Source organism: Micromonospora desertarenae (genome assembly GCF_056150265.1).
Genome location: NZ_JAXCFQ010000025.1, coordinates 14,796 through 28,376 on the forward strand (window position 1 = coordinate 14,796; position 13,581 = coordinate 28,376).

A 13,581-nucleotide genomic window follows, 5' to 3' on the forward strand; every position below is an offset into this window, starting at 1 on the left:
GAACCAGTCATGCAGACCCGCACTGATCTCATCGAGGACCTGATGGGGCGGTTCCCGCACGTGCCGCGGGAAGCCGTGATCAAGGAAGACCTGCTGCGCGGGGGCATGGCCTTCGACGACTCCGCGCTGACCGACAACGAGGGCGGCGAGGTCAAGCCGAAGTCGTACTTCATCTTCTCCTTCGACCACCGCACGCTGCCGGAGCTGGGCACCGCCGCGCTGCGCCGGCCGCCGGAGGAGATCGTGCTCAGCGGCGGGCCGTACGGGCTGCGCCGCACTGTCGTCTCCGTGCGGGTCAACCCCGACTCGCCGTACCGGGTGAAGGACGGCGGTGACGGGGTGCTGCGGCTGTACCTGGACGACCGCCCGATCGCCGACGTGGGCCTGCCGCCGATGCCGGAGTACTACCGCCACACGCTCGCCAACGGCAAGTCGGTGATGGAGGTGGCCCCGACCATCCAGTGGGGCTACCTGATCTACCTGACCGTGTTCCGGGTCTGCCAGTACTTCGGCGCCAAGGAGGAGTGCCAGTACTGCGACATCAACCACAACTGGCGCCAGCACAAGGCGGCCAAGCGCCCGTACACCGGGGTCAAGCCGGTCGCCGAGGTGCTGGAGGCGATGGAGATCATCGACCGGTACGACACCCTGGGCGCCTCGCGGGCGTACACGCTGACCGGCGGCAGCGTCACCTCCACCGTCGAGGGCCTCGGGGAGGCCGACTTCTACGGCCGGTACGCCAAGGCGATCGAGGAGCGGTTCCCCGGCCGGTGGATCGGCAAGGTGGTCGCCCAGGCGCTGCCGAAGGCCGACGTGCAGCGCTTCCACGACTACGGCATCCGCATCTACCACCCCAACTACGAGGTGTGGGACAAGCGGCTGTTCGAGCTGTACTGCCCCGGCAAGGAGCGGTACGTCGGGCGCGAGGAGTGGCACCGCCGGATCCTCGACTCCGCCGAGGTGTTCGGCCCCCGCAACGTGATCCCGAACTTCGTCGCGGGCGTGGAGATGGCCGCGCCGTTCGGCTTCACCAGCGTCGACGAGGCGATCGCCTCCACCGCCGAGGGGCTGGAGTTCTTCATGTCCCGCGGCATCACCCCGCGGTTCACCACCTGGTGCCCGGAGCCGACCACCCCGCTGGGCCGCACCAACCCGCAGGGCGCCCCGCTGGAGTACCACATCCGGCTGCTGGAGGTGTACCGGGCGACGATGGAGGCGCACGGCCTGTCCAGCCCGCCCGGATACGGCCCGCCCGGCCCCGGCAACGCGGTCTTCTCGGTCAGTTCGTTCATGGACAGCCTGCCCGCCGAGCCCGACCAGGCCGCCCAGCCGGCGTAGGCCGGACGACCGGTCCCGGCTCCCCCGCGTGCGCCGGGCGGCCGGCCACCGGGCGGGCGGGTGGCCCCGCCGCGACCCGGGCGACCGGGCGAGGGTTGGGCGCCGCCGCGACCCGGGCGGGTGACGGCGACCGCCGCCCGCCCGGGCCACCACTGCTCAGCGGGTGAGCCGGTACAGCTCGCCGCCGCGGGCGTAGTACATGACGCCGGCGGCGTCCATGGTCCACACGTCGCTGATCCCGGTGGCCAGCTTCCGCACCGCCAGCGTCGCCGGGTCGACGCAGGCGACGGTGGTCCAGAAGTTGCCGCAGACCGCGCCGTCCGGCGCCACCGCCAGGTGGTCGCTGCGCCAGACGTGGTCGACGTTCCAGTCGAAGGGCTCCACCTCGACGGTGTTGACCACCGTCCGGCTCACCGGGTCGAACTCGAAGAGCGTCCCGACGGTCGACCCCCAGACCCGGCCGTCCGGCGCGACGATCAGCCGGGTGATCGCCTTGGCGCCCGGGATCGCCGGGCCCTCCCAGACCTTCGTCGCGGTGGCCGGGTCCCAGAGGAAGAGTTTCGCCTCCGTCTGGGTCGGCGCGATGCCGAGGCCGCCCCAGATCCCGGTGCCGCCGAGCACCAGGTTCCCGACCGTGGCCAGCGCGGTCACGCTCTGCTGCGGTACGACGTCGCGGTGCACCTCCTTGGCCCCGGTGGCCGGGTCGACGAGGGCCAGCGCCCCGCCGAGCTGGCCGTACTCGGGGATGGTGCCGAAGGCGATCCGGTCGCCGACCCCGGTGATGGCGAACGGCCGGTCCTGGTGGTCGGTGCGGAGCGAGGCGAACTGGCGCGGGTTGGTGCCGCGCACGATCGGCCTGGTCGGGTCGAGCTCGAACAGGTTCGCCCCGGGGTAGACGCCGGCGTAGATCTTGCCCTGGTAGGAGAGCAGGCCCTCGGCCTGGCCCAGCGCGCCGGCGTTCTCGGCGAACGCGCCGGTCGCCGGGTCGTAGGAGGTGATCCCGCCGCTGGGGTAGGCGCTGGACCAGATCCTGCCGTCCGGGCCGGCTTCGAGCGTCTGCAACTGGGCGGGCAGCCCCGGCACCGGAACCGTCACCACCTTCTTCGCCCCGGTCATCGGGTTGAAGTAGTACATCTTGCCGCCGAGGTCGATCGTGACGAGGGTCCGGCCGCGCCACTCGGGTCCACCGAGGTGGGTCCAGCCGAACCCGCGGGACGTGCCGTACCCGGTGAAGGCGGTCGGGGTGAGCGTCCGGGTCTTCAGGTTGTACGCCATCAGCCGAGCCGAGTTCGACGCGAAGTAGACGTTGCCGTCGTCGTCCGGGGTGGAGAAGTCCAGGCCGCGGCCGGTGCCCAGCTCGGCGATCCACTCGCCGGTGGTCAGGTCGTGCACGAGCACCCGGTTGCTGTTGGTCACCCGGGCGAAGAGCGTCTTGTGGTGCACGTCGAGGTCGTAGACGAACTGCTCGGCGCGGTACTGCTCGGGCAGCGGGATCTCCCGCCGGGCACCGGACTCGATGTCCACCTCGACCACCCGGGCGACCGTGCCCAGACCGGTGTAGATCTTGCCGTTCGCCACGCCGATGCTGCGCACGTACTGCTCGCCGGGCCATACCTGCCCGTAGTCGCGGACCGCTCCGGTGCGGTGGTCGACGGAGTAGACCTTGCCGGTGGGGAAGGTGCCGACGAAGACCCGCTTGCCGTCGTTGGCCAGGCGCCAGGTCGCCGTCTCCCCCGGCGCGGGCGAGCCCAGGTCCTCCACGTGGTCGGCGCCGGGGCGGTAGCGGAACAGCTTGCTGTCGGCGCCGATGTACGCGGTGCCGTCCGGGGTGACGGTGCCGCCCCACGAACCGCCCGCGCCGGGCAGCGGCAGGGTCCGGACCACCGTGGCGGTGCGGGTGTCGATGACGTTGAGCGCGCCGGTGGTGCCGCGCGCCACGGCGTACGCGTAGTCGCCGTCCGGGGTGGAGCCGAAGGTGGCTCCGTAGATGGCCAGGTTGTGGTGCGGCACGCCGACCAGGGTCTCGGTCGGTGGGTCGGCGAGCGCGGGAGTGGCGGACACGGCTGTGGCGGCGACCAGGGTCGCCAGGACCGCGACCGACGCGAGACGGCGACTTCCAGTGAACGGCATAGGCATCCCTTCTCCGATTACGGTCGTCACCGTAAATCTCGATACATCGAAGGTCAACCGTACGTCGATCACCGACACTCGGATTCGGAGGGTGGTTCGGGGCCGGCCGGCCGACACTGGGGTCGGTTACGGCCGTATCCTTTATTCTCCGGACGCCCCGGGGCGGACAGCACGGTGCCGGGTGCGGAGGAGCGTCTCCCCCGCACCCGGCACCGGTGGTGCTACAGCTCCCTGACCCGGACGTTGCGGATCTCGATCAGGTCGTTCGTGCCGTGGTTCTGCAACCCGACGAACCCGCTGAGGAACTGGCGCAGGTCGGTCGGCGGGTCGCCCTGGCGGGACGACGCCTTGCCCGGCGTGTTGTCGAACTCGTTGATCACGACCCCGTTGCGGGTAATCGTGTAGTGCTGCCCGACCACCCGGATCTCGTAGTCGTTCCACTGGCCCTTCGGCGTCACGCCGGCCTGGTCCAGCCCGACCGGGTCGAAGTTGTAGATCGACCCGGTCTTCTGCGGCTCACCGGTGGGCCCGTCGTAGATCTGGATCTCGTGACCGCAGTAGATCGCCACCCACGCCTGGGAACTGCGGGCGGACCCGACCGTGCCGCAACTGCCGGCCGGCCGCTCCTCCAGCGGGGTGCGCGGGTCCGGGAACCGGACGAACGCCCCGCTGTTGGCGTACGTGGTGCCGGTGGAGACGTCCCGGAACTGCAACCGCAGGGAGAAGTCGGCGAACTCCCGCTTGGCGTACCAGAGCATGCCGAGCCCGCCGGAGCTGCGGATCGAGCCGTCCGGCTGGAGCGTGAACGACCCGCCGGGCGCCTGCCGCCAGTCGGCGAGCGAGCCCGCCGAGCCGTCGAAGATCGGCTGGTAGCCGGCGACCTTGCCGATCGGCGACTGGGCGGCGGCCTTCTGCAGCGCGGCCGCCTCGCGGTTGTCCAGGACGCCGGCCTTGCGCAGGTCGCCCACCACGCCGGCGACGTGGCTGACGAACTGGCCGTGGTCGGTCCACATGCGCTCGTCGTCGATCAGGTCGTTGACGGTGCAGTCGCCGCCCACCTCGTGGTTGGTCACCCCGGTGTCGGTGTCGAGCATCCGTACCGTCTTGCGGGTGTCCGGCGCGGCGCAGCCGACCACCACCTGGACCTTGCCGGTGGCCACCTCCCCGTCGGCGTAGGTCACCTTGACCGTCGCCTGGTAGGTGCCGTAGTCGGCGTAGGTGTGGGTGGGGTTGGCCTCGCGGGACGGCGCGCTGCCGTCGCCGAAGTTCCACTCCCAGGCCACGCCACCGGCCTTGGCGCTGGAGAAGGCGATGGTCTTCGGGTTGCTCGGCGCCACCGCCCGCGCGGCGGCGTGGTTCGGGTTCGGCGTGGCCGGACCGCCCTGGTAGGCGACCCGGATCAGCTTCTGGTTGGGGTGCAGGCTGAAGAAGCCGCCCGCGTAGTCCAGCAGGTACAGCGCCCCGTCCGGGCCGAACTTGGCGTCCATCCAGGACTGGAGCTGGGTGCCGCCGCTGCCCGAGCGGATGATGCTGCGCAGGTCCTCGGCGAACGCCGGGGGCCCGGCGGTCGGGACCTTGCTCGGGTCGACGGTGACCGCGATCCGGTTGTTGGCGTTGGACTGGTCACCGATGAACCACTTGTTGTCCCAGTACTCCGGCCACGCCACGCCGCTGTCGACGTCGACGTTCTCCCGCTGGTACGTCGGGCCGTCCATGATGGCCTGCCCGCCGCCCTTGAGGTACGGCTGGGTGAAGGTCTCGTCGCCGACCTGGTACGTCGGCAGCCCGCTGCCGTCGGCGCGCTTCGGGTAGACCGGGCCACCGCCCTGCGGCGAGTACCAAATCATGTTGTCCCGGGCCGGCGGGATGTTCACCAGGCCGGTGTTGCGCGGCGAGGTGTTCTTCAGGTTGTCGCAGTCGTACCAGCCGGTGAGCACGGTGGCGTCGGTGTTGCTGCGGTCCCGGTAGGGCTGCCGGTTGCCCATGCAGTACGGCCAGCCCTGGTTGCCGGCGGAGGTGATGATGGTGGCCGTCTCGTACTTCGCCGGGCCCAGCTCCGGGTTCGGGGCGCCGGCGTCCGGGCCGACCCAGGCGGCGGTCAGCCAGTCGTTGACCGGGTCCCAGGCGATCCGGGCGATGTTCCGCACGCCCATCACGTAGATCTCCGGTCGGGTCTTGCCGCCACCCTCCTCGTTGCCGGTGAACAGGTTGCCCGGCGGGATGGTGTACGTGCCGTCGGGCTCCGGGTGGATCCGGAGGATCTTGCCGTTCAGGTCGTTGGTGTTGCCGGAGGTCCGGCGGGCGTCCTGGAACGAGACCCCCTGGTACTCCTGGGTCCAGTTGTTGCCGGAGTAGCCGTTCGAGCCGCCAGAGGAGTTGCTGTCACCGGTGCCGATGTAGAGGTTGCCGGACTCGTCGAAGGTCATGCCGCCACCGGCGTGGCAGCAGCTGTGGATCTGCGTGTCCCAGTGCAGCAGGTCCTTGCGGGTGCTCTGGTCGATGGTCTGCTTCGCGGCGTCGTAGGTGAACCGGGACACCGTCCGCTGCCCGATCCGCTTGACCCGGTCGATCGACTCGTGCGGCATCCAGTAGACGTACACCCAGCCGTTCTGCGCGAACTTCGGGTCCAGCGTGATGCCGACCAGGCCCTCCTCGTTCTTGACCAGTTCGCTGCCGCTGCCCCGGTTGCCCATCACGGCGAGCGTGGTGAGCAGCTTGACCTGCTTGGTCTTCGGGTCCCACCGGTGGATGGTGCCGCAGCCGAGGCCGACCTTCGGGTCGTCCCAGCTGACGACCGGCCCGGACGGGCAGGCCGCCTTGCCGATGTAGAAGACAGTGCCGTCCGGTGCGATGGTCAGGCCGTGCGGCTCACCGATCTGGTCGAGCTGGCCGGGCTGGTTGGTGGTGGTCAGCCGCTCGATCCGGTAGTTCGACGCGACGGTGGCCTGGCAGTCGCCGCGGACCAGGCCGGCGGTCCACCGGATGGCGCCGAGCAGGTGGCTGCGGAACTGCCTGTCGGTGGTGTAGCTGGCCTCGGTGCGGCCCATGCCGGTGTAGAAGGACCGGCCGCCGTCGTAGTCCTGGCACCAGGAGATCGGGTGGAAGGCGCCGTTGCCGCTCAGACCCGGGTTGTAGGTGCCCTCCTCGACCTGGGCGACGGTGTGCACCCGGCCGACCGGGCTCGGGTCCCAGTTGATCCACTGGTCGGACCGCTTCATGGTCAGCGGCAGGCCCTCGTTGGCCGGGTGCTGCCGGTCGGTGAGGTCGACCACGGCCTCCTGCACCGTGCTGTCCGGCGGCGGGCCGGCGTCCGGGCCGATCAGCCACAGCTCGGCCAGTTGCACCAGCGGCTCGCCACCGTTCGCGGTGACGTTGAGCCGGTAGTGCTGGTACGCCTTGTCGTTGCTGAAGCTGAACTGCCGGGTCTGGAACCGCTGCGGGAAGGTCTCGTTGCTGCGGGTGTCCAGGTCGATCCAGGAGGTGCCGTCCTCGGAGCCCTGCAGGGTCCAGTTCTTCGGGTCCCGGCCGGGGAAGTCGTTGGCCGAGGTGAGCGCGTACCGGCTGACCACCACCGGCTTGGCCAGCTTCACCGCGAGCCAGCCGGTCGGGTTGAAGGTCAGCCACTTGGTGCCGGTCGAGCCGTCGATCGCCTTCGCGGCGGTCTCGTTCGGCGGGTTCTCGGCGCTCGCCGTGGCGCTGACCGGCTTCTCGGCGTTCGGCAGGCCGGCCGCCGGCCGGGTGCCGATCAGCCCGGTGAACCAGGCGGAGCTGGGCTGGGCGCGGGCCGCGTCGTGCACGCCGAGGAAGCCGCCACCGCCCTTGATGTACGCCTGGAACGCCGCCTCCTGGGCGTCGTTCAAGGTCACCCCGTTGGCGGAGAGGAACACCACGGCCCGGTACCGGGCCAGGTTGCCGACGGTGAACACGGCCGGGTCGGCGGAGGCGTCGACGGCGAAGCCGTGCTCTCCGCCCAGGTCCCGGATCGCGTCGACGGCCTTGCCGACCGGGTCGTCCTGCTGGTCGACCGGGCCGTGGAAGACCAGCAGCTTCACCGCCGCCGCGGCGTCGGCGGCGGCCCGCACGGGGGCCGGGGCGGCGGCCTGCGCGGGCAGGGCCAGCAGCCCGAGCGCGAGCACGGCGCTCGCGGCGAGCGCGCCGGTGCGTCGTACGGCCCGGCGGGTGGTGTGTCGTGGGGAGGCTGTGACGTCGACGGGTGGGCGTCCGACCCATCTGGACAGCCGGGAGCGGTGCTGAGCCATCTCGACTCCTTCACAGGTGAGGTGTGGCGGAGGTGCGTTGTCCGAGCGGTTCGAGCAGGCGGTGCGGTCGGGGTTGGCGGGCGCGGACCACGGCGGTGACCCGTGCCGGGTGGTGGCTGCCGGTCCGTTCAGCTCCGGACGGGCCGGCAGCCACCGGCCCTCGTCGGCGGCGCGGCGGCCGCCGGCGGTCACTTGTGCTGGTGCTGCCCGGCGGCGGTGTCCGCGCCGGTGGTGGTGCCGGCCGCGGTGCCACCGGCCGGGTGGGCGTGCGAGTGGTCGTGGCCGGGCGGCATGTTCCCGTTCTCGTCCAGGACGTGCAGCATGGTCGACATCCCGCCGTCGGAGTGGAACTGCATGTGGCAGTGCAGCATCCAGTGGCCGGGGCCCACCGAGTCGCCGGCGGTCACCGTGACGCCGAACGAGTCACCCGGGCCGAGTGGCTTGTTGTCGATGGTCGGGACGAGGTCGGCGAAGGGTTCGCCGTTGGGCAGCACTCCGGTGCGGTTGTCCGCCCAGGCGTGCCCGTGCAGGTGGAAGGTGTGCATGTCGTTGCCGATGCCGACGACGATGAACTCCACCTTCTCGCCCTTGCGGGCGACCAGGCAGGTCGGCCCCGGCTGCGGCTGCTGCGCGTCGCAGGTGTCGGCGGCCGCGCCCCGGCGCAGGTTGATGCTCTGCCGGTCACCGAAGACCACCGTGTAGGTGCGGTCCGGCTTCGGGTCGCCGGGGCGGCGGACCACCAGCCCGCCGAAGAGCCCCGCGCCGAGGCCCTGGGTGCCGTGCGGGCCACCCACCACGTGGTCGTGGTACCACCAGTGGCCGGCCGTGCCCGGCGCGCCGGTCTTCTTGTTCCGCTGCTGCGCGAACCAGGTGTACGTGCGCGACTCGCCGGGCGGGACGAACGAACCGGACTGCACGGTGCCGTCGGAGAGCTGGGTGTACTTGACCCCGTGCACGTGCAACGAGACGCCCAGCGGGTGCGCCGGGTCGGTCCGCAGCTGCTCCAGAGTGGCCGCGGGCACCTGGTTGTGCACGGTGATGGCGAGGCACTCCCCCTCGGTCATCTCGATGGTGGGGCCCGGGTAGGAGGCGGTCTGCGGGGTGAGGCCGTAGCCGAGCCGGACCTGGTTGCCGTCCTTGGGCAGCTCCACCGCGTACAGCTGCATGCTGCGGTCCGGCTTGGCGCAGCCCTCCGGCCGTTCCGCGAAGAACGACCCGGTGCGGGCTGCGGCCAGGCCGCCGGCGCCGACCAGGGTGAGCAGCACGGTGGCCGCCACCACCAGCAGCCGCCGGGTGCTCGGTCGGGGCCGGCGCGGCTCGCCGCCCCGCTCGCCGCCGCTGGCCCCGCCGCCCACCGGCGGCGGTGGGTCCTCGACCAGCCGCCAGGCGCTCACCGTCCACCCCGCAGATCGACGATCCGCTGGTAGCTGCGCTCGGCGGCGCCCAGCGAGCCGGGCGGGTTCGGCTGGGCGCTCGGCGCGGTGTCCTGCTCCCACAGGTAGGTGAACCGGCCACCCCCGTCGAGCTCGGTGAAGAACTCGGCGAACGGGATGGTGCCGGCGCCGAACTCCACGTCCAGGTAGGAGTTGCCCTGCTGCGGGTCGGGCAGCGGCACGCCGTCCTTGACGTGGAACAGCGGGAACCGGTGCGGGTGCGCCTTGACGTAGTCCACCGGGCGGAACCCCGGGTACTTGCGGGCGCCGCCGTACGCCCACAGGATGTCCAGCTCCAGGAACACGTACCGGGGGTCGGTCAGCTCCAGGAACAGGTCGTACAGCCGCACGTCCGGCCGGTCGACCGCGAAGCTGAACTCGATGGTGTGGTTGTGCTGGTAGAGCTTGATCCCGCGGGCCGCGGCGGCGGCGCCCCAGGTGTTGAACTCCGCCGCGGCGGCCTGGTAGCCGGCGATGGTGCGGTTGCCGGTGGGCGCCGACGCGGTGCCGATCGCCGGCATGCCGAGCGTCTCGGCGACGTCCAGTTCCCACTCCAGATTGTTCCGGAAGTCGCCGAGCCCGCGGTGGCTGCCGGCCGCCTTCAGCCCGTTGTCGTCGAGCAGGCGCCGGATCTGCTCCGGCGTGATCGGGCCGACGGCGCCCTGGGTGTAGCCGGCGAACTCCACCTCCCGGTAGCCGATGCGGGACAGCTCCTCGAAGACCGCCGCGAAGCCGAACTGCGCGATCTTGTCCCGGACGCTGTAGAGCTGGATGCCCAGGTGCCCGCGCGGCACCAGGTGCCCGTTGGAGGCGCCGCCGGACGCCGCGGCGGGCAGCGCCCCGGCGAGGCTGGCCGCGCCGACCGCGACGGTGGAGCCGGCGAGGCCGCGTAGCAGGGCGCGGCGGTCGATCCTGTTCTTCGCCATGGTTGGTTCCCTTCGGTCAGCAGCAGCTGTTCGAGGTGGCAGAGGAGGCCGCGCCGCCGGGGCAGCACGGGGACAGCGGCGCGATCCGTACGTCGCGGAAGCTCACGACGTCGGCGGTGCCGTGGTTCTGCAGGCCGATGTGGCCGCTGGTGTGCTGCCGTCCGGCGCCGCCGGGGTCGTCGGCCCGGGGCGGGCTGAACACCGCGTCCGGGGTGTTGACGTACTCGTTGATCAGCTCGCCGTTGCGGAACACGGAGTAGTGCTGGCCCATCACCCGGATCTCGTAGTCGTTCCAGGTGCCCTTCGGGGTGACCCGGGCGCCGGCGAGGTCGACCCGGTCGAAGCCGTACACCGAGCCGCTCTTGTACTGGTCGCCGTCGGGGCGGTCGTGGATCTGCAGCTCGTGGCCGTACTTGATGGCCACCCACTCGGGCCGGGACTCGGCGGGGTGCCCGTGCACCTTCGGGAAGCGGACGAAGACCCCGCTGTTGGCGCGGCCGGTGCCCGGCGCGTCGTCCCGCCACCGCAGCTTCAGGGAGAAGTCGCCGTACTCGGCGGTGGGCAGCCAGAGCATGCCCAGGCCGGGCACGGCGCGGCTGGTGATCGACCCGTCGGCGTTGCGGGTGAAGCCGCCCGCTCCGACCTGCTCCCACCGGTTGAACGACGCCGCCGAGGAGTCCAGCAGCGGCCGGTAGCCGCTCTTCTGGTCCGGCTTGCCGACGCCGGAGCGGGCGGCGGCGCTGACCAGGCGGCCGTGCTCCTGGTGGTTGATCAGGCCCAGGTGGTGCAGGTGCTCGGCGATCTCGGTGACGTGCTTGACGAACTGGCCGTGGTTCGGCCACTCCCGCTCGTCCTCGATCGCGTTGTTGATCGTGCAGGCGCCCTCGACGACCCGGTTGGGCACGCCGCTGTCGACGGTGCCGAGCCACACCGTCGGCCGGGTGTCCGGCACCGGGCAGCCCGGCTCGCCGCTGGCAACGACGGTGAACGTCACCGACGCGGTGCCCGAGGTGTTGCCGGCCTTGTCGGTGGCCCGGTAGCTGACCGTGTGCCCGCCGACCCGGTTGACCGTCACCGGCGCCGTGTAGCGGGCGTACGGCTGCCCGTCGAGGGAGTACTCCACCCGGTCGACGCCCGAGCCGGCGTCGGCGGCGGTGAGGATCACGGTGGCGCTGCCGAGGTAGGCGCCGTCGTCGTCGAGCTGGCCGGAGAGCGCGGCCGTGACGGTCGGCGGGGTGGTGTCCGGCGCCGGCGGGTCGACCACGGTGAAGGACACCGACTGGGCCGCCGAGGTGTTGCCGGCCTTGTCGGTGGCCCGGTAGCTGAGCGTGTGCGCGCCGACCTGGTTGACGGTCACCGGCGCGGAGTAGGCCGCGTACGGCTGCCCGTCGAGGGAGTACTCGATCCGGTCGACGCCGGTGCCCTCGTCGGTGGCCGAGACGGTGACCGTGGCGGAGCCGACGTACGCCCCGGCGTCGTCCCGCTGGCCGCTCACCGTGGCGGTCGCCGTGGGTGGCGTGGTGTCCGGGGCCGGCGGCCGCACCACGGTGAACGACACCGACTGCGGCGCGGCGGTGTTGCCCGCCTTGTCGGTGGCCCGGTAGCTGACCGTGTGCGCGCCGACCTGGTTGACCGTCACCGGCGCGGAGTAGCCGGTGTAGGCCGCCCCGTCGAGGGAGTACTCGATCCGGTCCACGCCCGACTCGGTGTCGGTGGCCGACAGCGTCACCGTCGCCGATCCCACGTACGCCCCGGCGTCGTCCCGCTGCCCGGTTACCGCCGCCGTCACGGTCGGCGGCGTGGTGTCCGGTGCCGGTGGCCGCACCACGGTGAACGACACCGACTGCGCGGCCGAGGTGTTCCCCGCCTTGTCGGTGGCCCGGTAGCTCAGGGTGTGCTGGCCGAGCTGGTTGACAGTCACCGGCGCGGTGTAGACGGCGTACGGCTGCCCGTCGAGGGAGTACTCGATCCGGTCGACGCCGGAGTCGTCGTCGGTGGCGGAGAGGGTGACCGTCGCCGACTCCAGGTACGCCCCGGTGTCGTCCCGCTCCCCCGCCACGGCGGCGGTGACGGTCGGCGGGGTGGTGTCCGGCGCCGGCGGGTCGACCACGGTGAAGGACACCGACTGGGCCGCCGAGGTGTTGCCCGCCTTGTCGGTGGCCCGGTAGCTGACCGTGTGCGCGCCGACCCGGTCGACCGTCACCGGCGCCGAGTACGTCGCGTACGCCCCGCCGTCCAGCGAGTACTCGACCCGGGCGACGCCCGACTCGGTGTCGGTGGCCGACAGCGTCACCGTCGCCGCCCCCACGTACGCCCCGGCGTCGTTCCGCTGCCCGGTCACCGCGGCCGTCACGGTCGGCGGCGTGGTGTCCGGGGCGGGCGGCTCCACCACGGTGAACGACACCGACTGCGGCGTGGAGGTGTTGCCGGCCTTGTCGGTGGCGCGGTAGGTGAGCGTGTGCCGGCCCGGCTGGTTGACCGTCACCGGGGCGGTGTACGTGCCGTAGGTGCCGCCGTCGAGGGAGTACTCGACCCGGTCGACGCCGGAGCCGGAGTCGGTGGCCGACAGCGTCACGGTCGCCGCCCCGAGGTAGGCCCCGTTGTCGTCCCGCTCGCCCGACACGGTCGCGGACGCGGTCGGCGGCGTGGTGTCCGAGCTGCCGCCGGTGACCACCAGCAGCCCGCTCATCCCGCCGTGGCCCGGGATCGCGCAGAAGTACCGGTAGGTGCCCGGCGAGAGGACCACGTCGACGGTCCACCGGCCGCCGTTGGCGTCCGTCGGGTCGGCCAGGATGTTCACGTCGACGTCGCTGTTGTACGCCGGGTTGGTGGTGTCGAAGGTCAGGGTGTGCTGCATGCCGGTGGTGTTGCCGGTCGCCGCACTGTTCTCGAACACCAGCGTCGCCGGCCCGGCCACGGCGGTGGTGGGCGCCGACAGGTACGACAGGAAGTTGTCGCCGGCGGTCCAGGTGAGCACCTGGGCCTGCACCTGGCGCGGCGCGGCGGCGCCGGCGGTCGACCGTCCCGCGTCCAGCGGACGCGCGGTCGCCGGCGCGGCGGCCAGCCCGGCGGTCAGCATCAGCAGGACCGCCGTGGCGACCGCGGTGACCGATCTGCGGAGCCGGCCTCGCGGGCGCCGGCCGGGCGGTGAGTACCCGTTCATGGATGCCTCTCTCACGGTCCAAGGACTCATCTGATCGACGTATGTCGTTGCACTGCCGGCCCGTGCGCCCCCTCCCTGGCCGCACGGGATCCCCGGCCGTGACCAGGCGTCACGGTCGTCCTGACTTGCTTGTGGGGGTGCTGCCTGGGTCAGCGGGCGAGCCGAACCGCCCGCGGCACCAGACACGGTTCCGCGTCGGAGCTGACGGGGTGTGGGTCGAGAGGGGACGGGCATCGGTCAAAGCCACGGCGCTCGCGCACCGGGGCGCCTGCGTGGGCGCCGACCCGGGGTGCCATCCCTGGTCCTAGCCGTGGCCGCCGGACGTGTTGCGC

General features: G+C 72.0%; 6 protein-coding genes. 1 reads left to right on the forward strand and 5 read right to left on the reverse strand.

Going from position 1 to position 13,581, the window contains the following annotated elements:
* Positions 1–9 precede the first annotated feature (9 nt).
* Positions 10–1,338 (forward strand): radical SAM protein, encoded by a 1,329-nt coding sequence (locus SM577_RS31445; RefSeq protein WP_302921442.1) that lies wholly within the window; start codon positions 10–12, stop codon positions 1,336–1,338.
* 156 nt (positions 1,339–1,494) lie between these two features.
* Here SM577_RS31445 and SM577_RS31450 read toward each other — a convergent pair whose 3' ends face one another.
* The 5 genes from SM577_RS31450 to SM577_RS31470 all read right to left on the reverse strand — a co-directional run bounded on the left by SM577_RS31450 (position 1,495) and on the right by SM577_RS31470 (position 13,249).
* Positions 1,495–3,474 (reverse strand): NHL repeat-containing protein, encoded by a 1,980-nt coding sequence (locus tag SM577_RS31450; RefSeq protein ID WP_474588681.1) that lies wholly within the window; start codon positions 3,472–3,474, stop codon positions 1,495–1,497.
* Positions 3,475–3,689: 215 nt separating this feature from the next.
* On the reverse strand, positions 3,690–7,727 hold the full coding sequence (locus SM577_RS31455) for a ThuA domain-containing protein (RefSeq protein WP_474588682.1): 4,038 nt from the start codon (positions 7,725–7,727) through the stop codon (positions 3,690–3,692).
* Between the two features lie 188 nt (positions 7,728–7,915).
* Positions 7,916–9,121, reverse strand: coding sequence for a multicopper oxidase domain-containing protein (locus SM577_RS31460; protein WP_302921439.1), 1,206 nt, complete (start codon positions 9,119–9,121; stop codon positions 7,916–7,918).
* Positions 9,118–10,086 carry a sugar phosphate isomerase/epimerase family protein gene (locus SM577_RS31465; RefSeq protein WP_302921438.1) on the reverse strand — a complete coding sequence of 323 codons (969 nt, stop codon included), beginning with the start codon at positions 10,084–10,086 and terminating at the stop codon, positions 9,118–9,120. The genes SM577_RS31460 and SM577_RS31465 overlap by 4 nt, the downstream gene beginning before the upstream one ends.
* Positions 10,087–10,102: 16 nt before the next feature.
* Complete coding sequence (locus tag SM577_RS31470) at positions 10,103–13,249, reverse strand: OmpL47-type beta-barrel domain-containing protein (protein ID WP_474588683.1); 3,147 nt, start codon at positions 13,247–13,249, stop codon at positions 10,103–10,105.
* Positions 13,250–13,581: the final 332 nt, after the last annotated feature.

What these genes read in the sequence shown, in the direction of transcription:
- SM577_RS31445 (WP_302921442.1), top strand. Translation starts at nt 10, where the DNA reads ATGCAGACCCGCACTGATCTCATCGAGGACCTGATGGGGCGGTTCCCG.
- SM577_RS31450 (WP_474588681.1), bottom strand. Translation starts at nt 3,474, where the DNA reads ATGCCTATGCCGTTCACTGGAAGTCGCCGTCTCGCGTCGGTCGCGGTC.
- SM577_RS31455 (WP_474588682.1), bottom strand. Translation starts at nt 7,727, where the DNA reads ATGGCTCAGCACCGCTCCCGGCTGTCCAGATGGGTCGGACGCCCACCC.
- SM577_RS31465 (WP_302921438.1), bottom strand. Translation starts at nt 10,086, where the DNA reads ATGGCGAAGAACAGGATCGACCGCCGCGCCCTGCTACGCGGCCTCGCC.
- SM577_RS31470 (WP_474588683.1), bottom strand. Translation starts at nt 13,249, where the DNA reads ATGAACGGGTACTCACCGCCCGGCCGGCGCCCGCGAGGCCGGCTCCGC.